A 19,118-nucleotide genomic window follows, 5' to 3' on the forward strand; every position below is an offset into this window, starting at 1 on the left:
CCGGGGGCCCGTGAGGGCGGGCCCCCGGTTCTTTCCTACCGATTCCGAACAACATGGCCGGGGAGCCAGAACAATGACAGGGACAGGCAAGGTATATCTGATCGGCGCTGGCCCCGGCGCGGTCGATCTGATGACGCTGCGCGCGGTCAAGATGCTGAAATCCGCCGATGCGGTGGTCTATGACCGGCTGGTCAGCCCCGAAATCCTGGCACTTGCCCCGGCGAAGGCCCGGATGGTCCCGGTTGGCAAGGCCCCGAAATCGCACACCGTCCCACAGGAACGGATCAACGAAATCCTGCACGAACTGGCCTGCGAAGGGCTGACCGTCGCGCGGCTCAAGGGGGGCGACCCGCTGATCTTCGGGCGCGGCTCGGAGGAGGCGGCCTATCTCGCGGAGCGCGGTGTCGCAGTGGACTATGCCCCGGGCATCACTGCCGCTCAGGGCATGGCGGCGGCCACCGGCGTGCCGCTTACCCATCGGGGCCTTGCCACCGGCGTGCGCTATGTCACCGGCCACCGGGCGCGCGATGCGCGGCTCGATCTCGACTGGCAGAGCCTGGCCTGCGAGGACACCACGCTGGTGATCTACATGGGGGCCGCCAATATCGCCGAGATCGCGCTCAACCTGATGCGCGCGGGCCTGCCCGGCAGCCTGCCGGTGCTGGCGGTGGCGCATGTGACCACGCCGCGCGAAACCCGTCACATCTCGCGGCTCGACCAGATCGGCACCGACATGGCCGCGCGCCCGATGCCCGCCCCTGTGCTCATTGTTCTGGGACATGTCGTGTCACTCTATCACAGCGCAGCGCTGCCGCTTGACCTGCCGCAGGTGATGGCCGGTGAATAAGGCGGCGCTGATACTGGCGCTGGTCGCTGCCCCCGCCCTGGCCGAGCCGGACGCACACGCGCTGGAGCGGCTTGTGAAACAGGATTGCGGCTCGTGTCACGGGCTCACGCTGAAGGGCGGGCTGGGGCCGGATATCCGCGCGCAGGCGCTTGCGCATTACGAGGCGGCGGCGCTGCAAGCGGTGATCCTTGACGGTGTGCCGGGCACGCCGATGCCCCCCTGGCGCCCCCTTCTGACCGACGAGGAGGCCGCGTGGATTGCCGAATATCTGCTCGACGGAGACCGCGAATGAGCCTGACCCCACGTTTTCTTGCGGGCGCTGCCCCCGCCGCCATCAGGGCAAATGCACCGGGGCGTCTGGATCAGGAAGGAACACCGTCCTTGTGCCTTCCTGGCGGAAGCCCCCATTTGCGACGCCTGCTGACCGCGGCAGCACTGGTTCTGTGCGGCGCGCTTGCCACGGGCGCGCAGGCGCAGGCGACCGGCGATCTTGGGCTGGTCGTGGAGCGTGCCAGCGGGTCCTTGCTGGTCGTCGATCAATCCGAGCGCGCCCGGCTGGGGCGGATCGAGGGATTGGGCGATCTGAGCCACGCGAGCCTCGTCTATTCCCCCGACGCGCGCTTCGCCTATGTCTTCGGCCGTGATGGCGGGTTGACCCAGGTCGATATCCTGGAGCGCCGCATCGTGGCGCGCGTCATGCAGGCGGGCAACTCCATCGGCGGGGCGATCTCGGACGATGGGCGCTATGTGGCGGTCTCGAATTACGAGCCAGGCGGCGTGCGGGTGTTCGATGCGGCCACGCTGGAGATGGTGGCGGATATCCCCACGGGGGGCAAAACCATCGGGCTGGTGGATATTCCCGGCACGCGCTTCGTGTTTTCGCTTTGGGACGCGGGCGAGACATGGATCGCCGATCTGTCCGGCGCCACGCCGCAGATCACCAAGATCACCGGAATGGGCAGGAACCCCTATGATGCGCTGGTGACTGGTGACGGGCGGACCTATATTGCAGGTCTCTTCGGCGAAGACCACCTGACCGCGCTGGACCTGTGGCAGGACAGCCCTGAACCGCAGCCGATCCTGCCCGGCTATGCCCACGGGCGCGAAGGCTTGCCGGTCTACAAGATGCCGCATCTGGAGGGCTGGGCGCTGGCGGGTACGGATTTCGTGCTGCCTGCCATGGGCCAGCACGAGGTGCTCTGGGTCGATGCGCGCAGCCTTGAAGAGAGCGGGCGCACCAGCGTCCACGGCCAGCCGGTTTTCGCCATGGCGCGGCCCGATGGCCGCCATGTCTGGGTGAATTTCGCCCACCCGCGCAACGACACGATCCAGGTGATCGACACGCTGACCAAGAAGGTCATCCATCAGTTCAAACCCGGCCCCGGCGTTCTGCACATGGAATTCACCCCGCGCGGGCATGAGGTATGGCTGTCGGTCCGCGATGCCGGCAAGGTCATGATCTACGACACGGAAACCTTCGAGAAACTCCGCGAGATCGAGGCCGAGAGCCCCTCGGGCATCTTCTTCACCGCGCGCGCGCACAAGACGGGGCTTTGAGAGATGCATCGCTTTGCCGACCCCCTTGACCGCGCACTTCTCGATGACTGGCAGCGGAATTTCCCGATTTCGGCGCGTCCCTTTATGGCGCTGGCGCAGCATCTGGGCACATCAGAGACGGATGTGATCGCGCGACTGCGTGCCAAGCAGGCGGCGGGCCAGATCACCCGGGTGGGGGCCACTGTGGCCCCCAATACCATCGCCGCAAGCACGCTCGCCGCCGTGGCCGCGCCCGAGGCGAGGATCGAGGAGGTGGCCGCGATCATCGGTAGCGAGCCGGGGGTGAACCACTCCTACCTGCGCGAGAATGTCTGGAACCTGTGGTTCGTCGCCACCGGGCCGGACCGGGCGCATGTCGACGCAGCGCTTGCGCGGATCGGGCGGCGCAGCGGGCTGCGGGTGCTGGATCTGCCGCTGGTGCGTCCCTTCAACCTTGATCTGGGATTCTCGCTGCGCGGCGAGACTGGCGCGCGCCCCGCGCCGATGCCGCCGGATATCACGGTGCTGCGCCCCGGCGACCGCGCGATCGTGCAGGCGCTGATGCACGGCCTGCCATTGGTCGAGCGTCCCTATGCCGAAATCGGCGCGGCGCTCGGGCTGGACATGGATATGGTGATCGCACGGATCAGGGCGCTGGTGCGGGCGCGGATCATCGCGCGTCTCGGCGTGATCGTGCGGCACCGGGCATTGGGCTGGCGCGCCAATGCGATGGTGGTCTGGGATCTGCCGCATGACGCGATCACCGCCGCCGGGCCGGCGCTGGCGGCGCAGCCCGGTGTCACGCTGTGCTACGAGCGTAGCCCGGTCGAGGGGGTCTGGCCCTACCGGCTCTACTCGATGATCCACGCGCGCAGCCGGGCCGAGGCGCTCGCGCATCTCGACCAGGCGACGACGCGGCCCGAACTGCAGGGCGTGCCGCATCGGGCCCTGTTTTCCAGCCATTGTTTCAAGCAGACCGGCGCCCTGGTTGCGCGGGAAAGGGCCATGACATGACTCTTGATGCAACCGACCGGACGATCCTGAACCATTTGCAGGACGGGTTTCCCGTCTCGCCCGACCCGTTTGCCGAAGCGGCAAAGGAGATGGGCCTGACCGAAGACGACCTGCTGGCGCGGCTGACGCGGATGAAGGAGGCACGGATCATCACCCGCTTCGGCCCCTTCTTCGACGCCGAGGCCATGGGGGGTGCGTTTTGCCTCTGTGCCATGGCGGTGCCCGACGCCGAATTCGAGCAGGTCCTGACAAAAGTCAATGCCCGCCCCGAGGTGGCGCATAATTATGAACGCACTCACCGGCTCAACATGTGGTTCGTCCTGGCCACGGAAACGACGCAGGAGATCGAGGCGGTGGCCAGGTCCCTTGAGCGGGAAACCGGGCTGCGCGTGCTGTGTTTCCCCAAGCTCAGGGAATTCTTTATCGGATTCAGGGTAGCCGCATGACTATCGACGCCACAGACCGCCGCATCATCGCCGCCACGCAGTCCGGATTGCCCCTGGTGCCGCAGCCCTACCGGGCCGTGGCCCTGGAACTGGGACTGACGGAAGCTGATCTCTGCGCCCGGCTGCGCGCGATGCAGGAACGCGGGGTGGTCCGCCGGGTGGCGGTGGCGCCCAATCACTATGCGCTTGGAATGGTCGCCAATGGCATGTCGGTCTGGGACGTGGAGGATGCGGCGGTGGCCGATCTGGGCGCGAAGGTCGGCGCGCTGGACTATGTGAGCCACTGTTACGAACGCCCGCGCGCCCTGCCCGACTGGCCCTATAATCTGTTTGCCATGGTCCATGGCCAAAGCCGCCACGAGGTCGAGGAAAAGCGCGCGCGGATCGCCGCGCTGTTGGGCGTGGCCTGTCGCGGGAATGACATTCTCTACTCGACGCGAATTCTGAAAAAGACGGGGCTGCGGCTGCGTCAAAAGGAGGCCTGAGATGTTTCGGCTGACCGAATACATGCACCAATTGGTGAACCCCACCCCCGTGCGCACAAGGCGCGGCGCGGGCCCGGTCAAGCCGGTGGTGATCTGGAATCTCACCCGGCGCTGCAACCTGAAATGCCGGCATTGCTACACGGTCTCGGCGGATGTCGATTTCCCCGGCGAGTTGAGCCACGAGCAGGCGATGGCGACGCTGGACGACCTTGGCCAGTTCGGCATTCCCGCACTGATCCTGTCGGGGGGCGAGCCGATGGGCCGGTTCGATTTCTTTGAACTGGCCGAGGCGGCACGCAAGAGGGTGCGGTTTCTGGCGCTCAGCACCAACGGCACCCGGATCCACGGAGAGGCGGCCGACCGGGTGGCCGAGGTCGGGTTCCAGTATGTCGGCATTTCCATCGACGGAATCGGCCGCACCAATGACTGGTTTCGGGGCGTGGATGGCGCGTTTGACGACGCGCTGCGCGGGGTGCGCGAATGCAAGGCGCGCGGTATCAAGGTGGGGCTGCGCTTTACCCTGACGCGGGACAATGCCGCGCAACTCCACGATTTGCTTCAGCTTTGCGATGACGAGGGGGTGGACAAGTTTTACCTCAGCCACCTTGTCTATGCCGGGCGCGGCGACAAGAACCGGGGCGAGGATGCGGTGCACGCCCATACCCGCAGGGCGCTCGACGATTTGATCGACCGCGCCTGGGCGGGGGTGGCCGAGAATGCGCCGCTGGACATCGTGACCGGAAATAATGACGCTGACGCCGTCTATATGCTTCGATGGGCCGAGCGCCATTTCGACGAGGCGCGCGTGGCGCATCTGCGCGATCACCTTGAAGCCTGGGGCGGAAACTCATCCGGGCTTGGCGTGGGCAATATCGATACGCTGGGGCGGGTGCATCCCGACACCTACTGGTCGGATTACACCGTGGGGAACGTGAAGACCACGAAGTTCTCGGAGCTGTGGACAGGCGACGACCCGATGCTTGCACAACTGCGCCGTCGCCCCCGCCCGCTGAAGGGGCGCTGCGGGGCCTGCGCATTCAAGGCCGTTTGCGGAGGCAATACCCGGATCCGGGCGTTGCAACTGACCGGCGACCCCTGGGCCGAAGACCCCGCCTGCTACCTCGATGACGCCGAGATCGGCGTCGCCGATGCCGGCGAGCGTCTGGCCGTCACCCCGTTCCGAGGCAAGAGACATGATCCGATCCATCGGTTTTATTAGCGCGCTGGCCCTGCTTGGCGGCCCGGCCATGGCGGAGCCGGCGCAGGTCTACGCGGATCATTGCGCCGCGTGCCACGGGGCCGGGCGACTGGGCGGAGAGGGTCCGGCGCTGATCGCGGAAACGTTGCAGCGGATGCGCGGGCCGAAGGTGGCCGAGGTCATCGCCCATGGCCGCGCCGCCACGCAGATGCCTGCCTATGGCGAGACGTTGAGCGAGGCGCAGATCACCGAACTGGCGGCCTGGCTGAAAACGCCGCTGGCTCATGTGCCGGAGTGGGGACCTGAGCAGATTGCCGGGACACGCTGGTTCGATCCCGACTACATCCCTGCCGAGGCCCCCGCCTTCGATGCCGACCCGATGAATGTCACGCTGGTGGTGGAGACGGGCGATCACCATGTGAGCGTGCTGGATGGCGACAGCCTCAAGGTGATGGACCGGTTCGAGACGCCCTTTGCCGTGCATGGCGGCCCGAAATTCAGCCCCGACGGGCGCTATGTGTTCATCATGTCACGCGATGGCTGGGTGCAGAAATACGATATCTGGTCGCTGCATCAGGTGGGCCGGGTACGCGCCGGGCTCAACAGCCGCAACATCGCGATGAGCGCCGACGGCAAGTGGCTGGCGGTGGCGAATTACCTGCCCATGACCTTGACGATCCTCGACACGAGCGACCTGAGCGTTGAGACGGTCATGCCGGTCGCGGGCAAGGATGGCACCAGCAGCCGGGTTTCGGCGGTTTATCAGGCCCCGCAGCGCAACAGTTTCATCCTCGCGCTGAAGGACGTGCCGGAAATCTGGGAGGTCGCGACCGACCCCGAGGCAGAGCCCGTTTATGAGGGGTTCGTGCATAGCCGCCGCAAGGACATGATCGAGGCGCTGCCCTCGTCCCAGGGCCTGTTCGCGCGGCGGCGGATCATGCTGAGCGCGCCACTCGACGATTTCTTCTTCACCGACGATTACCGGCACCTGATCGGGGCCGCGCGTGACACCGGGCAGGGGGTTGTGGTCAATCTCAATGTCGGCCGTGAGATCGCCGAGCTGCCGTTACCGGGCATGCCGCATCTCGGATCCGGCATTTCATGGGAACGCAACGGCAGGCGGGTGATGGCCACGCCCCATCTCGAGGAGGGCGTGCTCTCGATCATCGACACCGAAAGCTGGACTGTGACGGATACGATCAAGACCGAAGGCCCGGGATTCTTCCTGCGCAGCCACGAGGAAACGCCGTATTTCTGGGCCGATGTCTTCTTTGGCCCCAACCGCGACGCGATGCATGTGATCGACAAGCAGAGTCTGAAGATCGTGCGCACGCTGCGCCCGGTGCCCGGGGCGACGGTCGCGCATGTGGAATTTACCCGCGACGGCAGCCTTGCCCTGGTCTCGGTCTGGGAGGACGAAGGCGCGGTGATCGTCTATGACGCGACCACGCTGGAGGAGGTCACCCGCCTGCCGATGCGCAAACCCTCGGGCAAATACAATGTCTTCAACAAGATCACCTTCTCCGAAGGCACCAGCCACTAGTCGGCCCATGTTCATGCGAAACCGTCCCCCCCTGCGGCTTTTCCTGCTGCTCTACCCCTTCACCGCACTGGCCGTGGCGATCAATCTCTTCATGCTGGCGCTGCTGTGGCAGGCTGTGGGCTGGACCGCCCTCTCTCCGGTCGCCTCACTCTGGCTGTGCCTGCCGCTGGGCCTGCCCGCCAACTGGTGGGTGACGTTGTGGGTGAAGGGCCTGATCGACGAGGCCGAAGGGCGAAAATGAAACGGGATGCCCCGCGCCTGGCGGAACGGCCCTGATCCCGGCCGGAACCTGGCCATTCGAAACGCGCAAGATCGGCGATCGCGTCGGCAATCTGCTCATCCTTGCCCGCGACCGGCAAAGGTCATCCTGGTGTCCCTGGCATATTTGCGGGGGTGGCGAGGAAGGCGGCACGCTTCTCTGCACGTCGGATCGCGGCGACGATCCCGTCACCTACGGGACCCACGCGGTGCCTGGACCTGCGCGGAGCAGGTGGCAGGTCTTGCGTGTGCGGAACAGTTCCTCGCCCGCCGCCGGGTCGCCTTCCGCCGCAGCGGAAGCCGCAACTGGCAAGGACAAGACAGGCTCCCAGGGTCAACCGATTCCGTACTGTTCCATTTCCTCTGCCGGATCATAGCGTGGCTTCGAGCCGCGCCTCCTGAAAACGCGCCAGGGCGTGCGCCGTCTCGTCCGTGTCCAGCAGGCAGAGCGCCGTTGACAGCCCGTCGGCCAGCGCCGCGCGCGGGGCCGACACGCTGACCAGCCTGCGGGTAGGCACGCGCCCCCCGGAGCCCAGAATATGCGCCACCCCGCCTGCCAGCTGCGTGCCGAGCGGGGCCGAGGTCGCCAGCGCGCGGTCGCGCAGCGTCACGCGCTGCGTGATCAGGCCTTCGGGCGTGGCGACGCCCGCGCGCCAGCCTGTGCCGTCGCCACGCTGTCCGCGCGCCGCGATCTCGCCCATATCCACGAGAACGTCGACAAAGCCGCGCGCCGCCAGAAGATCGGCGATGCGGTCGGTGATATAGCCCTGCGCGATGCCGTTGAGCGTCAGTCCCATGCCGGGCCGGGCAAGCGTCACGCGGCTCGTATCGAAGCCGACCTGCCCCCAGCCGATCGCTGCGCGTGCCCTTGCCGTATCGCTGCCGGTGGCGAGCGCCTGCCAGAGCGGTTGCACCGTCGGGTCGAAAGCACCCGCCGTCGCCGCATGAAGTGTGCCGGCCAGCGTCAGCACCTCCAGCAATTCGGGCGGCGGGGTCGCGATATGGCCATCCCGGTTGAGCCGCACCAGCGCGCTGTCATCGCGATAGAGGCTGAAAATCCGCTCGAGCCGAAGCAGTTCGGCCTCGATCGCGGCAAAGACCGGGCGCGCCGCGATCGGCGTGACACCTGCGAGGATCATCGTGGCCGGCGCGCCAAGCGCCACGCCCTGCCAGCGGGCGACGGACTGCGCCCTTGCGCCCGAGGGCAGCGCCAGCGCGGCGGCGGAGAGGGTCAGGAAACGGCGGCGTGTCAGGCTCATGTCGGGGGGTCCTCCAGCACTGTGTCCACCGGACCGAGCACGGTCTCGGGCGGGATCGCGTCGAGGCGCATCACCTCGCCTGCCTTGCCGGCCGCAAAGCTGCGCGCGGCATCGGCATCGCGGAAGGGCACGATCTCGGGGGCCCCCATGCCGCCGGTGACAGCGGCACCTGTGACGAAATGCGCGGTGGCGGCATCGGTCCAGTTGTCGATGCCCGGAAAATCCCAGCTTGTCGCCGCGCCCATGTCGCTGACATAGAAAGCGAGGATATCGGCGTCGCGCTCGAGGCCTTTGACATAGGCCAGCGCGTCCCGGACCTGGGCGAAAAAGATCGGATCGGCCATGCCCGACAGGTGAATCTGCGCCTTGGGACCGGGGTGCTGGTCGAGCTGCATCATGCAGACATGGCCCAAGGCATCCCCGGTCATGGTAACAGCATCCGGGACTTGGGCCGCTTCCTGCCGACAGGCGGTCAGAAGCAGGATCGCAAGCAGGAAACGCTTCATGGCTCGACCCTCGCAAAGGCGGCCCGGGCCAGCACGAGCGCCAGCACCGGCCAGAGGAAAAGCGAAAGCGGCGCGGCCCAGCCCGGCAGGGCCTTCCCTGCCCCGGCCATGCCCGAAATCAGCGCCACCTCCTGCGATCCCGCGACGTTCCACAGGCGGAAGGCGTCGGCCGGGTTGGCGGCCAGAAGCCACGGGAAGATGTGTTTCGTAAAGTCGCCGCCCTGATCGAAGACCAGCGCGCCCAGCAGGCCCAGATCGTAAAGCACCACCAGCACCAGCCAGAGACCCACCGCCAGCCCTGCCGCCGCCGCCCCGCTGCCAGACAGGGCCGAGGCAGCATAGCCCAGCGCCAGGAAGGACGCCCCCAGAAGGATGGACGTGGCGATGAGGCGGGCGAGCGCCCGAGCGCTCTCTGTCCCCGCCCCGCCAGCAAGCCAAGCCGCCAGACCCGCCGCGCCAAGCCCCAGCGTGATCGCGATCGCCAGCACCGCCAGATGCGCCGTGAATTTGCCCAGCAGCATCTCGCCCCGGCTCAGCGGGTAGGTGAGCGTCAGGCCCAAAGTCCCGCGCTCGGCCTCGCCGGCCACCGCGTCAAAGGCAATCATCAACGCCAGGAAAGGCGCCAGATAGACCGCCAGGGTGGTCATCGAGGCCACCGCGACGGTCAGCAGATCCACCCCCAGCGTTCCGGTGGGCGCCGACCCGGCAAAGGTGAGTGCCAGCGCGAAGAGCAGCATCAGCACCGTGGCCGAGGCCAGCCAGCGGTTGCGGGTCTGGATGCGGAACTCGGCAATGGCGATGGCAAGCAGACGGGCGATCATGGACGCAGCTCCGCGCAATAGTGGCGGTAAAGATCTTCAAGGCTGGGCGGCACCATCTCTATATCGCGCACCGCGTCGCCCAGGGCCGAGATGCGCGCGAGCTGCGCCATTTTCTGGTCGGTCGTGCAGTGCAATTCGACCGTGCGGCCATTTTTTCGATCGCCGCCAAGCTCTGCCTGCACGGCATCCGCAGTCCCGTCGCGCGCCGTGAGCCTGATGCGCGTGGGCAGGGCGGCGGCGCGCGCGAGATTGACGAGGCTGTCATCGGCCACCAGCCGACCCTTCGCCATGATAGCGATGCGGTCGGTGCGGGCCTCCAGCTCGGTCAGCGCGTGACTGGCGATGAGCAGAGCGGTGCCGTTTGCCGCCATCTCGTCGACCACGGCGTAAAGATCGTGGCGCGAGATCGGGTCGAGCCCGCTGGTCGGCTCGTCCAGCAGCGCCACACGGCGACGGCCCAGAAGCGCCTGCGCCAGACCCAGCCTTTGCCGCATCCCCTTGGAATACGTCCCGATGCGGCGGTCGGCGGCGTCGATCAGCCCTACACGCTCCAGCAGCGGCGCGACCGTCCTGGGGTGCTCGCCCGCCAGCCTTGCGAAGGTGGTCAGTTGCTCGCGTCCGGTGAGGGATTTGTGAAACGCCACCTGTTCGGGCAGATACGCGGTGGCCGCGCGTGCCGCCGCACTTCCCGGCGCATGGCCGACCACACGGATGGTGCCCGCGCCGGGATGGGTGAGGCCAAGGATCAGCCTGATCAGCGTCGATTTCCCCGCGCCGTTATGGCCCAGAAGCGCCACCCGCTCGCCCGGGGCGAGGTGAATCGTGATGCCCTCGAGCACCGGCGTTCGGCCGTAGCTCTTGTCCAGCCCCGCGATGGTCAGCGCCGTGTCACGATCCGTCATGTCTCGCCTCCCAGTCGGGGATCGGGATCGCGATCGGCTGCATCAGCGGCGCGCGGTCCACCACGCCGCCCGGCAGCAGCGCCGGAAAGGCCGATTGCGCCCACTTCACCAGCTGCACGGCGGGCGCCCCCATCAGAAGCTTGGCCGCCGGCTGCGTCCACAGGATGTGGTCCATGCTGTCATTGGGGCGGTAGGCCGTATCGGCGATGCCGTCGCCATCCAGGTCATAGCCCGCGAAATCCGACCAGTAATTGCCGATGCCCTCCTCGCTCCAGTCGACCCAGGTCGTGCCCACGTATTTCACCTGCGTGCGGTTGCCGACAAAGGCGTTTCCGGTGATCGTGTTGCGCTCGGATCCGGCGGTGAAATGCACGCCGATGTCGCAGCGCTCGAACCGATTGCCAGCGATCTCGTTCTTGTGGGCGTTGTAGATGAACAGGCACTTGGTGCCGCCACCGCTCACCAGGTTGCCACGCATCTCGGAGTCGTTGGTATAGTTCAGCATCACCCCGTGCTTGGCGTCGTTCACCGAGACATTGTCGATGATCCTGACACGCTTGGAATACATCACCGCGTAGCCCAGGTGATTGCCGATCGAAAGGTTGCCGCGCAGTTCCGAGCGGTTGGCATACATGTAATGCACCGCGAAGCGCAGGTCGCGGAAGCGGTTGCCCACAAACGCGTTGGAATGCGAGGTGTTGACGAAGATCCCGTCGCGGCCCCAGCGGATATCGTTGCCGGTCACACGCGCGCCGGGCGCGTTCCAGACATAGACTCCGTTGCCGCGGTCGTTCATGCGGTGATCCGTGCGGCCCTCGATGAGGTTGCCGCGCACGATGCTGTCATCGGCTCCGTGGATGTCCACGCCGTAGAGGTTTCCGAGGATGCGGTTATGCTCGATCACGGCGCGACGCGCCGTCTTGGTCAGCTGCACGCCCGAGTCGATGTCCTGGTGATCGCTGCCCGACCCCACGATGGTGAGGCCGCGCACGGTGATATCCTCGCCTGTCACGGTGATGACCGAACCCGCGCCGCCCGCATCGACCGTGGCCGTGCCGCGGCCATCAAGGGTAAGCGGCTTCGACAGCGTCACCGGCCCGTCATGCCGGCCCGGTGACAGGATCAGCACGTCGCCGGGGGACGCCCCGGCGACGGCCGTCTTGAGTGCTCCGCGCGCAGCCGGGACCGGCACGTCCTCCGCATGGGCGGCGGACGCGATCAGCCCGATCAGCATGAGCAGACGGAGCAGCATCGGTCACGCGCCTCGCGGCTTGACCAGCATCCGCCCGCGCATCTCCATGTGAAGCGCATGGCAGAACCACTGGCAGTAATACCAGTAGACCCCGGGCTTGGCTGCGGTGAAGGTCACCGATGCGGTCTGCTGGGCCGACACTTCCATGGCGACACCGTGGTTGTTCAGCGTGAAGCCGTGGCTCAGGTCGTCGATGTCATCGAGGTTGGTGACGATCACGGTCACCTCGTCGCCCTCGCTCACCTCGAATTTCTCGAGCGAGAAGGTCGGCGCCTGGCTCGCCATGTAAACCCGCACCTTGTCGCCATCGCGAATGATCGTATCGGTCCATCCGTCGATATCGACGCCATCGGCCTCGGCCTGCGCGCGGGTCTCGGCCCACATCGGGTCATTGCGGTCCCAGATGCTGACCGGGTTCACGATGTCGCGCCTGACCAGGATCACGTCATGCGGCTCGGCAAAGGTCGGGCCGTCATGGACCACCTTCATGTCGTCGGTCGAGATGTCGATGACCTGCTCGTTCTCGGGCTTGAGCGGACCGACATTCAGGAAACGGTCCTTCGAGAACTTGTTGAGCGAGACGAGCCAGCGGCCATCAGCCTCCTTGGTCTCTCCCATGGTGGTGTGGTTGTGACCGGGCTGATAATGCACATCGACCTTGGACACGATCGGGTCGACGTCGTCTCCGGCATAGGCGCGCACCGCCTTGGCGATGTCCCATTTCACCATCTGGCTGTCGAGGAACAGCGTGGTATAGGCAAAACCCTTGCCGTCGAACGCGGTGTGCAGAGGCCCAAGGCCCAGTTCCGGCTCGGCCACGATGCACGAGCGCGGATCGGCGTCCTCTTCGAACAGCGCATCCAGCTTACGCACGTCGATCACCGAGCAGGTCGGCGACAGCTTGCCGTTGACCACCACATGCACCCCATCCGGCGCGGTATTGATGCCGTGGGGGCTGTTGGGGATGGGGATATAGCGGGTGTATTTCTTGTTCTGCCCCTTGCGCCCGTCGATCACCGGCACGCCGTTGAGGACCTGCACATCGCCCGAGGCAACGCCCGCCTCGATCTCCTTGATGTTGAAGACCACAACGTGATCCATCTCGTTCTCGGTCATCTCGGCAAGGTTCATGCCCATTTCCGAGTTGTAGGAGGTCGAGAACGCGTATTTGCCCTGATAGTCGCAGTCGGTGTTGTCGAGGTTGCCCGACACCACAACCTGCCAGGAGATTTCCATGGTGTCGCCGTCGAGCGCGGTGAAGAAGTTCACATACTTGTCGGGCTCGTCCAGCACCGTGCCGTCATTGACCATCGGCACCTCGTCCTCGCCATTGGCAAAGACATAGCCCGTGCGCGGGAACTTCTGCGGGCGCAGGCCGTGGATGGCCTTGGCATTGGGGATCTCGACGATGCGATCGCATTTCATCACGTCGCAGCGCACCCGCGCGACGCGCGTGTTGGCCTTGTCGTTCATGAACAGATAGCGCCCGTCATAGGTGCCGTCGGTAAAGGACATGTGCGGGTGATGCAGGTCGCCGTTGTCATGCACGCGCTTGCCGTTGGCCGCGAGGAACGCCCTGGTCTCGGGCAACATGCCGTCATCGAAGATCTTGAGGCTCTCGTTGGTCTGGCCCCAGCCGGTGGCCGAGCAACGGTTGAACACCGGCACGCGCATCAATTCGCGCATGGACGGAAAGCCCAGGATGCGCAATTCGCCGCTCTGGCCCGAGGACCAGAAGCCGTAATACTCGTCCAGTTCGCCGGGCACGGGCGACAATGCGCCTTCGGCGGCCCGCGCCGGGCCCGCGCCGACAAGCAGGCCCGCGCCGCCGGTGGTGGCCGCAAGCGCGCCGGTGGCGGTGGCCCCCAGCATGCCCCGCCGGCTCAGCTTCATCGCTGTTCTTTCCTCAGACATCAGTCAATCTCCTTTGCCGCTGTCCTGGGCTCGATCAGGCGCTCCAGCACGCCTGATTCGGCCTCTCGTGACGCGCGATCCTTCGCGCGCCGTTTCAGTTGCCGGATGATCACCGGACATTTCGCGTCAGACTGGTAGAGCACCTGGCAATGCAGGCAGTTGACGCATTCGTTGGGGTTGATCTCTCCCGTGGGGTGGATCGCCTGCACCGGGCATTCGTTGGCACAGGTCTGGCAAGGGCTGCCGCATTCGCGATACCGCTTGAGCCAGTCGAACATCCGGATCCGCGCAGGGATCGCCAGCGCCGCGCCAAGCGGGCACAGATAGCGGCAATAAAACCGCTCGACGAAGAGCCCGATCAGCAACAGCACGAGGGCGAAGACCACGAACGGCCAGTCGCGCACGAACTTGAGGATGATCGCGGTCTTGAACGGCTCGACCTCGGCCAGTTTTTCGGCCATCGGGATCGAGGCAAGCGAGACGCCGAACAGGCCCAGAAAGATCATGTATTTCACGGGCCAGAGCCGCTCGTGCAGGCCCCAGGGCAGCGTCCATTGCGGCACCTTGAGCCGCCTCGCGACCCGGTTGGTCAGTTCCTGCAGCGCGCCGAAGGGGCACAGCCAGCCGCAATAGGCCCCCCTGCCCCAGAAAATCAGCGCGGCAGCGACCGCGAACCACTGGATGAACACCAGAGGATCCATCAGGAAGGCGTCCCAGGTGAACCCCGCGCGCAGCGATCCGGCAAGCGCCATCAGGTTGACCACAGAAAGCTGCGCATTTGCATACCAGCCGACGAACACCAGCGTGACGAGCAGGAACCCGGTGCGGAACCACAGGTAGGCGCGGGGATGCGCGGTGATCTGCATCTGAAAGAAGAACGCGCCCGTAAGTGCTGTCAGCATCACCGCCAGAACCGCGATTTCGGGCGTCTTGTCGCGCCAGATGCGTTGCCAGAGCGCAGTCTTGGCGGCGGCCTCCTCATCGGCGGCGTCGAGAAGTGGCGACGGCGCGAGCGGCACAAGATAGCTCTCGGGCAATCGGTAGCCCAGATCATAGGCGATGAAATCCTTGTCCACCGCCCCCACGGCGCGCTGAACCAGAAGTTGCAGACGCCACGGCTCGGCAGGGTCAAAGCCGCTGTCGGCGGGGATGCGGAAGATGTCGAGTTCGGTGAAACTCGGCGCGCCGGCCGCTGCGATCTCGCCCAGGCGGCGGTGGTCGCGGTCGAAAAACCGCACCGAGCGGTCGCCCTGGATCAGCTGGATCCGGTCGAAGATGCCGCCGCGCACATAGCCCGAACCCTTGAAGGAATAGCGCCCGCGCCCGGCGACGACAATCGCGTGGTCGCCCTCCTCCAGCCAGGCTTGCAGATTGCTGTATTCCTTCGCGCCCAGCAGGCTGCGCCCGATCGTGGGCACGCTGACAATGGCCACGCGCATGTCGATGAAGGTTGCGTCATCGGGGCCCTTTTCCGGCCGCGCGATGGCGCGCTCGTCCCCGCTCGCCTCGAAGGCGCGATTGACCTGCCCGACATCCAGCGTCAGCCCGCGCAGCGATCCGTCGCCGGCCAGCGTCGACCAGTCCTTGAGCGTGCCTTCGCCCGGCAGCAGCGAGCGTTCCGGCCCCGCCTTCGCCACCTGCGACAGCCCCCCCAGCCCCAACGCGCGCGCCACCTTGATCCCGCCGCGCACGAGGCTGTCGTCGATCACCATCACCGTGACCGTCGCGCCAGAGATGATGTCGAGATCATGCGCCGTGCCCGATTGCGCCGCCTCGGCCTTGAGATCGAGCCCGGCATAGCCCTCGATCACGCGCCGCATCTTGGCCTCGGGGATGCCGATCAGAACGATCGGTTCGGAATGCTCGACCAGCACCGCGCCGGTCATCACCGCATCCGCATCAATCGCCGCGACCACATGGATGGGCTTGCCGGAATATCCCGTGGTTCCGGCGAAGTCCGAGGTCAGGAAGGCCCAGGCGACTGTTTCCCCGTCCTTGAGCACCGGCGCCACCGGCACGTCATCCCGCATCGCCCCGAAGCCAGAGGCACCGGGAAGCAACTCTGCCGCGTCGAGACCGGGCAGGAATCGTCCCAGTTCCGATACGTCGTCGGCCGCCGCCGCAAGTGGTGCCGCAAGACAAGCAAGCGTCAATGCCAAGCGCAATGCCGCGCGCCAAAACCTGCAGAGGTGAGAGGGCGTGATCATGCGCACAGCATTAGCCCAGCCGACGCGCCGTCTCGTTGACGAAAGTCAAGACTGCGCGATCATCCCGGTCCGCAAGCTCGGGGCGCCAGGCCCTTGACCTGCTCGCCGTCGCATCCGCGTTTGCGTGGCAGCCCGTTGCGGACCTGTCACGGTTTCAATTCGGTCCTCGGAGGGCGATGCTCGGCAGGAACGAGACCGGACCGGCCAGCGACGCACAGCGGCGCGTTCAAGCGGGATGCAGTTCGCATCGCGCTCATCAGCGGAGGGGCACGGCGTCAGGCTGCGTCGGATCACGGGGTCGGGCTTGCGACCCCAGGCACATGGCCGGGCGATTTCCGATCCGGCAAAAGTCCCGGAACGCAACGCCGGTCTGGGGCGCGGGGACGAACGGTTGCGCATGGAAGACCGCATGCTCAGGGAAAGGAGGGGGGTGCCAAAGACGGCAGCTCAGGTCTTCGCGGCTCAAAGCCCACAAGGTTTCAGATCATGGCCCGCTGCCTCATGAGCCTGAAACCCATTCTTCGCCAGATCGAGCCCGGCGGTGATGATCTGCGCATTGTCGCATCATCAACGCCCAACCGGGCCGCGTTGGCAGGGATCGGGTCGCCACGTCGATCCTTCACCCCCATCTGTGGAACCGGCCTTGCAAGATGCCTCACAGCCTCACCGCCGCCATCCCCTGCGACACGGGCTGGTCCTTGGGGCTTGATCCGACGCGATGCTTTGGCGATAAACCAGGCAATCGTCAGCCCGAGAGGTTTTTTGTCCCATGCGTGTCCGCATCTACCAACCTGCCCGCAACGTCATGCAATCCGGCACGGCACGCACGAAAGGCTGGGTTCTGGAATTCCCGCCAGCTGATGCGCGCGATATCGATCCGCTGATGGGCTGGACCAGCAGCGACGACACGCAAAGTCAGGTGCGCCTGCGTTTCGAGACGTGCAAGCAGGCCGAAGACTATGCGCGAGACCATGGGCTGGACTATGTGGTGCAAACCCCGCACAAGCGGGCGGTGAACGTCCGGCCGCGCGGCTACGGCGAGAACTTCGCAACAGACCGCCGAGCCCCCTGGACCCACTGATGCATGTTGCAGGCCGAGGGCAAGTCGGCAACGGTATCGGTCAAAGCGTTCCGGGCGCCCATTTCCGTCGGCTCCTGCACAGGGCAGTCGCAAGGGTGACAAGCTTTCGGGCGCATCCGCTTCCTTGCTGACCACCGAAGAATCGTGGCGGATAGGGCTGGCTCAGCCCCTCAGGGCGCGTGACAGGCGGTCCCATTCCTCGCGGCTTCCCGGAATGCCCAGCCGCAACCAGCGGTCCGAACAGGGAAAGCGGCGGGTCCACAGATGCGACCGGGCCAGACGGTCCTGCTCTGCTCTGGCATCATGCGTTCGGTAAAGGCGGAAAAGATGCGTGCCGCCGACCGGCCGCCACCCGGCGCGCAGGGCGAGATGGTCCAGCCGCAGACTGGCCTCGGAGTGATACACCACTGCGTCGTCCGCCCACCCCCGATCAGCCATCGCGGCGGCGCCGATAAAAAGCGCGGGGCCGCTGGCGTCCCACGGCCCCGCGCTGTCCCAGATGCGCGACAGCAGCGCGGGCCATGCGATGACGAAGCCCAGGCGCGGCGCGGCCAGCCCCCAGAACGTTCCGAAGCTGCGCAGAACCAAGGCATTTCGCGGTGCCCCCGCGGCCAGTGAGAGGTCGGGACGCGGATCGGCGAAGCTTTCATCCACGATCAGGTGGCCGACGCGGGCGGCAAGCCTTGCAAGCGACTCGGGCGTCCATTCGCGACCATCCGGATTGTTGGGGTTCACCACCACCGCCAGATCGGCGCCCGCCATCTCGGCCGGGTCGTGCGTCCGGGTCACGTGCCAGCCGGCAGCCTCAAGCCTGGCCGCGTGCTCGTTATCGCTGGGAGACAGCACGGCAGCGCGGCCGACAGGCAAAAGAAGCGCTATCTGCTGCATCGCCGCCGAAACGCCGGCAACGGGCAGGACATGCGCGGGATCGCATCCGAACCAGCCTCCCGCGACCTGCGCCAGCCGGGCGCCAGCCACCGCGGTCGGCAGCGCCCGCCAGGCGTGATCGGGCAGTTGGGCGACCGGCCAGGGGCGCCGGTTGATGCCGGTTGACAGGTCGATCCAGTCCCCCGCCCCATAGCGTGCCACCGCCGCGTCGATATCCCCGCCGTGATCGCGGCGCATCTGGTGTTTCCCCGCCTCGCATCCTGCCGGATCTGGTAGGCCAGCGGCCTTTCGGGCGCAATGCGTTAACGAATTTTCGCTTTACAGCAATCGGATTCGCGCCCACGATATGTAGTAGGAACATTCGGGCACCCATGCCCTGTGTTGTGAGGCCACCAAGGGTTAGCGGCGTCAGAATCGCTCCCGCAGAGAGGCAGGAAGCAGGCTATGGCACAGACGGATCATTTCATCCCCAACGACGAGATCCACCCCATCGACATCGTCGAGACGGTGGCGGCCCACCACCAGTGGGATTTCGACCGGTTGGCCGACGATCAGATCGCGATGGTGGTCGAGGGGCAATGGCGCAGCTACTCTCTGACGCTGGCCTGGTCTCCGCGCGAAGAGGTGCTGCGGCTGATCTGCACCTTCGACATGGACCCGCCCGCCGATCGGCTTCCCCTCATCTATGAAACGCTGAACCTGGCCAATGACCAGGTCTGGGATGGCGGCTTCACCTTCTGGTCGCAGCAGCGGCTGATGGTGTGGCGCTACGGGCTGGTGCTGGCGGGCGACGCGGTCGCCTCGGCCGAGCAGGTCGACCAGATGATCGGCAACGCCCTGATCGGCTGCGAACGCTTTTATCCCTCGTTCCAGCTGGTGGGCTGGGGCGATACCCAGCCGTCCGCAGCGCTGGACATCGCGCTGGGCGAGACCTACGGACGGGCATGAGGGGGCGCCGCGC

General features: G+C 66.2%; 19 protein-coding genes. 11 read left to right on the forward strand and 8 right to left on the reverse strand.

Features of this window, described 5'->3' with window-relative positions:
- The first annotated feature begins 73 nt into the window (after positions 1 to 73).
- From cobA to L1965_RS07635, 9 genes are all read left to right on the forward strand, one after another.
- Positions 74 to 847: a uroporphyrinogen-III C-methyltransferase gene (cobA, locus tag L1965_RS07595; protein WP_235755822.1), complete on the forward strand. Its 774-nt coding sequence runs from the start codon at positions 74 to 76 to the stop codon at positions 845 to 847.
- Positions 840 to 1,139, forward strand: a complete 300-nt coding sequence (locus L1965_RS07600; protein ID WP_235755823.1) for a c-type cytochrome — start codon at positions 840 to 842, stop codon at positions 1,137 to 1,139. Before cobA ends, L1965_RS07600 begins: the two co-directional genes overlap by 8 nt.
- Positions 1,140 to 1,264: 125 nt before the next feature.
- Entirely contained in the window at positions 1,265 to 2,404 is a 1,140-nt protein-coding gene (locus L1965_RS07605) for a cytochrome D1 domain-containing protein (RefSeq protein ID WP_235756132.1), read from the forward strand.
- Positions 2,405 to 2,407: 3 nt separating this feature from the next.
- Entirely contained in the window at positions 2,408 to 3,397 is a 990-nt protein-coding gene (ahbB, locus tag L1965_RS07610; protein WP_235755824.1) for a siroheme decarboxylase subunit beta, read from the forward strand.
- A complete protein-coding gene (locus tag L1965_RS07615) occupies positions 3,394 to 3,843 on the forward strand; it encodes an Lrp/AsnC family transcriptional regulator (protein WP_235755825.1) in 450 nt (149 codons plus the stop codon). Before ahbB (L1965_RS07610) ends, L1965_RS07615 begins: the two co-directional genes overlap by 4 nt.
- Complete coding sequence (gene ahbB / locus L1965_RS07620; protein ID WP_235755826.1) at positions 3,840 to 4,328, forward strand: siroheme decarboxylase subunit beta; 489 nt, start codon at positions 3,840 to 3,842, stop codon at positions 4,326 to 4,328. Before L1965_RS07615 ends, ahbB (L1965_RS07620) begins: the two co-directional genes overlap by 4 nt.
- 1 nt (position 4,329) lies before the next feature.
- Positions 4,330 to 5,547 (forward strand): heme d1 biosynthesis radical SAM protein NirJ, encoded by a 1,218-nt coding sequence (nirJ, locus tag L1965_RS07625; protein ID WP_235755827.1) that lies wholly within the window; start codon positions 4,330 to 4,332, stop codon positions 5,545 to 5,547.
- Positions 5,522 to 7,069 (forward strand): cytochrome D1 domain-containing protein, encoded by a 1,548-nt coding sequence (locus L1965_RS07630; RefSeq protein WP_235755828.1) that lies wholly within the window; start codon positions 5,522 to 5,524, stop codon positions 7,067 to 7,069. Before nirJ ends, L1965_RS07630 begins: the two co-directional genes overlap by 26 nt.
- 13 nt (positions 7,070 to 7,082) lie before the next feature.
- Complete coding sequence (locus tag L1965_RS07635) at positions 7,083 to 7,310, forward strand: hypothetical protein (RefSeq protein ID WP_235755829.1); 228 nt, start codon at positions 7,083 to 7,085, stop codon at positions 7,308 to 7,310.
- Between the two features lie 388 nt (positions 7,311 to 7,698).
- On the opposite strand, the gene L1965_RS07640 is transcribed toward L1965_RS07635, so the two are convergent.
- The 7 genes from L1965_RS07640 to L1965_RS07670 are packed head-to-tail and all read right to left on the reverse strand — an operon-like array spanning position 7,699 to position 16,188.
- Positions 7,699 to 8,586 carry an FAD:protein FMN transferase gene (locus L1965_RS07640; RefSeq protein ID WP_235755830.1) on the reverse strand — a complete coding sequence of 296 codons (888 nt, stop codon included), beginning with the start codon at positions 8,584 to 8,586 and terminating at the stop codon, positions 7,699 to 7,701.
- Positions 8,583 to 9,092 (reverse strand): nitrous oxide reductase accessory protein NosL, encoded by a 510-nt coding sequence (locus L1965_RS07645; RefSeq protein ID WP_235755831.1) that lies wholly within the window; start codon positions 9,090 to 9,092, stop codon positions 8,583 to 8,585. Before L1965_RS07645 ends, L1965_RS07640 begins: the two co-directional genes overlap by 4 nt.
- A complete protein-coding gene (locus L1965_RS07650) occupies positions 9,089 to 9,910 on the reverse strand; it encodes an ABC transporter permease (protein ID WP_439332068.1) in 822 nt (273 codons plus the stop codon). The genes L1965_RS07645 and L1965_RS07650 overlap by 4 nt, the downstream gene beginning before the upstream one ends.
- Positions 9,910 to 10,815, reverse strand: a complete 906-nt coding sequence (locus tag L1965_RS07655) for an ABC transporter ATP-binding protein (protein WP_235755833.1) — start codon at positions 10,813 to 10,815, stop codon at positions 9,910 to 9,912. The genes L1965_RS07650 and L1965_RS07655 overlap by 1 nt, the downstream gene beginning before the upstream one ends.
- On the reverse strand, positions 10,802 to 12,067 hold the full coding sequence (locus L1965_RS07660) for a nitrous oxide reductase family maturation protein NosD (RefSeq protein ID WP_235755834.1): 1,266 nt from the start codon (positions 12,065 to 12,067) through the stop codon (positions 10,802 to 10,804). Before L1965_RS07660 ends, L1965_RS07655 begins: the two co-directional genes overlap by 14 nt.
- A 3-nt stretch (positions 12,068 to 12,070) precedes the next feature.
- On the reverse strand, positions 12,071 to 13,981 hold the full coding sequence (gene nosZ, locus L1965_RS07665) for a TAT-dependent nitrous-oxide reductase (RefSeq protein WP_235755835.1): 1,911 nt from the start codon (positions 13,979 to 13,981) through the stop codon (positions 12,071 to 12,073).
- Positions 13,981 to 16,188 carry a NosR/NirI family protein gene (locus L1965_RS07670; protein ID WP_235755836.1) on the reverse strand — a complete coding sequence of 736 codons (2,208 nt, stop codon included), beginning with the start codon at positions 16,186 to 16,188 and terminating at the stop codon, positions 13,981 to 13,983. Before L1965_RS07670 ends, nosZ begins: the two co-directional genes overlap by 1 nt.
- A 769-nt stretch (positions 16,189 to 16,957) precedes the next feature.
- On the opposite strand from L1965_RS07670, the gene L1965_RS07675 reads away from it, so the two are divergent.
- Positions 16,958 to 17,269 (forward strand): ETC complex I subunit, encoded by a 312-nt coding sequence (locus L1965_RS07675; protein WP_235755837.1) that lies wholly within the window; start codon positions 16,958 to 16,960, stop codon positions 17,267 to 17,269.
- 162 nt (positions 17,270 to 17,431) lie between these two features.
- On the opposite strand, the gene L1965_RS07680 is transcribed toward L1965_RS07675, so the two are convergent.
- Complete coding sequence (locus L1965_RS07680; RefSeq protein ID WP_235755838.1) at positions 17,432 to 18,394, reverse strand: threonine-phosphate decarboxylase; 963 nt, start codon at positions 18,392 to 18,394, stop codon at positions 17,432 to 17,434.
- 207 nt (positions 18,395 to 18,601) lie between these two features.
- Between L1965_RS07680 and L1965_RS07685 the strand changes: the two genes are divergently transcribed.
- On the forward strand, positions 18,602 to 19,105 hold the full coding sequence (locus L1965_RS07685) for a type III secretion system chaperone family protein (RefSeq protein ID WP_235755839.1): 504 nt from the start codon (positions 18,602 to 18,604) through the stop codon (positions 19,103 to 19,105).
- Positions 19,106 to 19,118: the final 13 nt, after the last annotated feature.

The organism is Paracoccus salsus, from assembly GCF_021556615.1.
Lineage (GTDB): Bacteria > Pseudomonadota > Alphaproteobacteria > Rhodobacterales > Rhodobacteraceae > Paracoccus > Paracoccus salsus.

Bases quoted from the DNA above. Each gene is read 5' to 3' on its own strand.
- L1965_RS07680 (WP_235755838.1), bottom strand. From the start codon at position 18,394: ATGCGCCGCGATCACGGCGGGGATATCGACGCGGCGGTGGCACGCTAT.
- L1965_RS07660 (WP_235755834.1), bottom strand. From the start codon at position 12,067: ATGCTGCTCCGTCTGCTCATGCTGATCGGGCTGATCGCGTCCGCCGCC.
- L1965_RS07670 (WP_235755836.1), bottom strand. From the start codon at position 16,188: ATGATCACGCCCTCTCACCTCTGCAGGTTTTGGCGCGCGGCATTGCGC.
- L1965_RS07645 (WP_235755831.1), bottom strand. From the start codon at position 9,092: ATGAAGCGTTTCCTGCTTGCGATCCTGCTTCTGACCGCCTGTCGGCAG.
- ahbB (WP_235755826.1), top strand. From the start codon at position 3,840: ATGACTATCGACGCCACAGACCGCCGCATCATCGCCGCCACGCAGTCC.
- L1965_RS07615 (WP_235755825.1), top strand. From the start codon at position 3,394: ATGACTCTTGATGCAACCGACCGGACGATCCTGAACCATTTGCAGGAC.
- nosZ (WP_235755835.1), bottom strand. From the start codon at position 13,981: ATGTCTGAGGAAAGAACAGCGATGAAGCTGAGCCGGCGGGGCATGCTG.
- L1965_RS07635 (WP_235755829.1), top strand. From the start codon at position 7,083: ATGCGAAACCGTCCCCCCCTGCGGCTTTTCCTGCTGCTCTACCCCTTC.
- cobA (WP_235755822.1), top strand. From the start codon at position 74: ATGACAGGGACAGGCAAGGTATATCTGATCGGCGCTGGCCCCGGCGCG.
- nirJ (WP_235755827.1), top strand. From the start codon at position 4,330: ATGTTTCGGCTGACCGAATACATGCACCAATTGGTGAACCCCACCCCC.
- L1965_RS07630 (WP_235755828.1), top strand. From the start codon at position 5,522: ATGATCCGATCCATCGGTTTTATTAGCGCGCTGGCCCTGCTTGGCGGC.
- L1965_RS07675 (WP_235755837.1), top strand. From the start codon at position 16,958: ATGCGTGTCCGCATCTACCAACCTGCCCGCAACGTCATGCAATCCGGC.
- L1965_RS07640 (WP_235755830.1), bottom strand. From the start codon at position 8,586: ATGAGCCTGACACGCCGCCGTTTCCTGACCCTCTCCGCCGCCGCGCTG.
- L1965_RS07655 (WP_235755833.1), bottom strand. From the start codon at position 10,815: ATGACGGATCGTGACACGGCGCTGACCATCGCGGGGCTGGACAAGAGC.
- L1965_RS07685 (WP_235755839.1), top strand. From the start codon at position 18,602: ATGGCACAGACGGATCATTTCATCCCCAACGACGAGATCCACCCCATC.
- ahbB (WP_235755824.1), top strand. From the start codon at position 2,408: ATGCATCGCTTTGCCGACCCCCTTGACCGCGCACTTCTCGATGACTGG.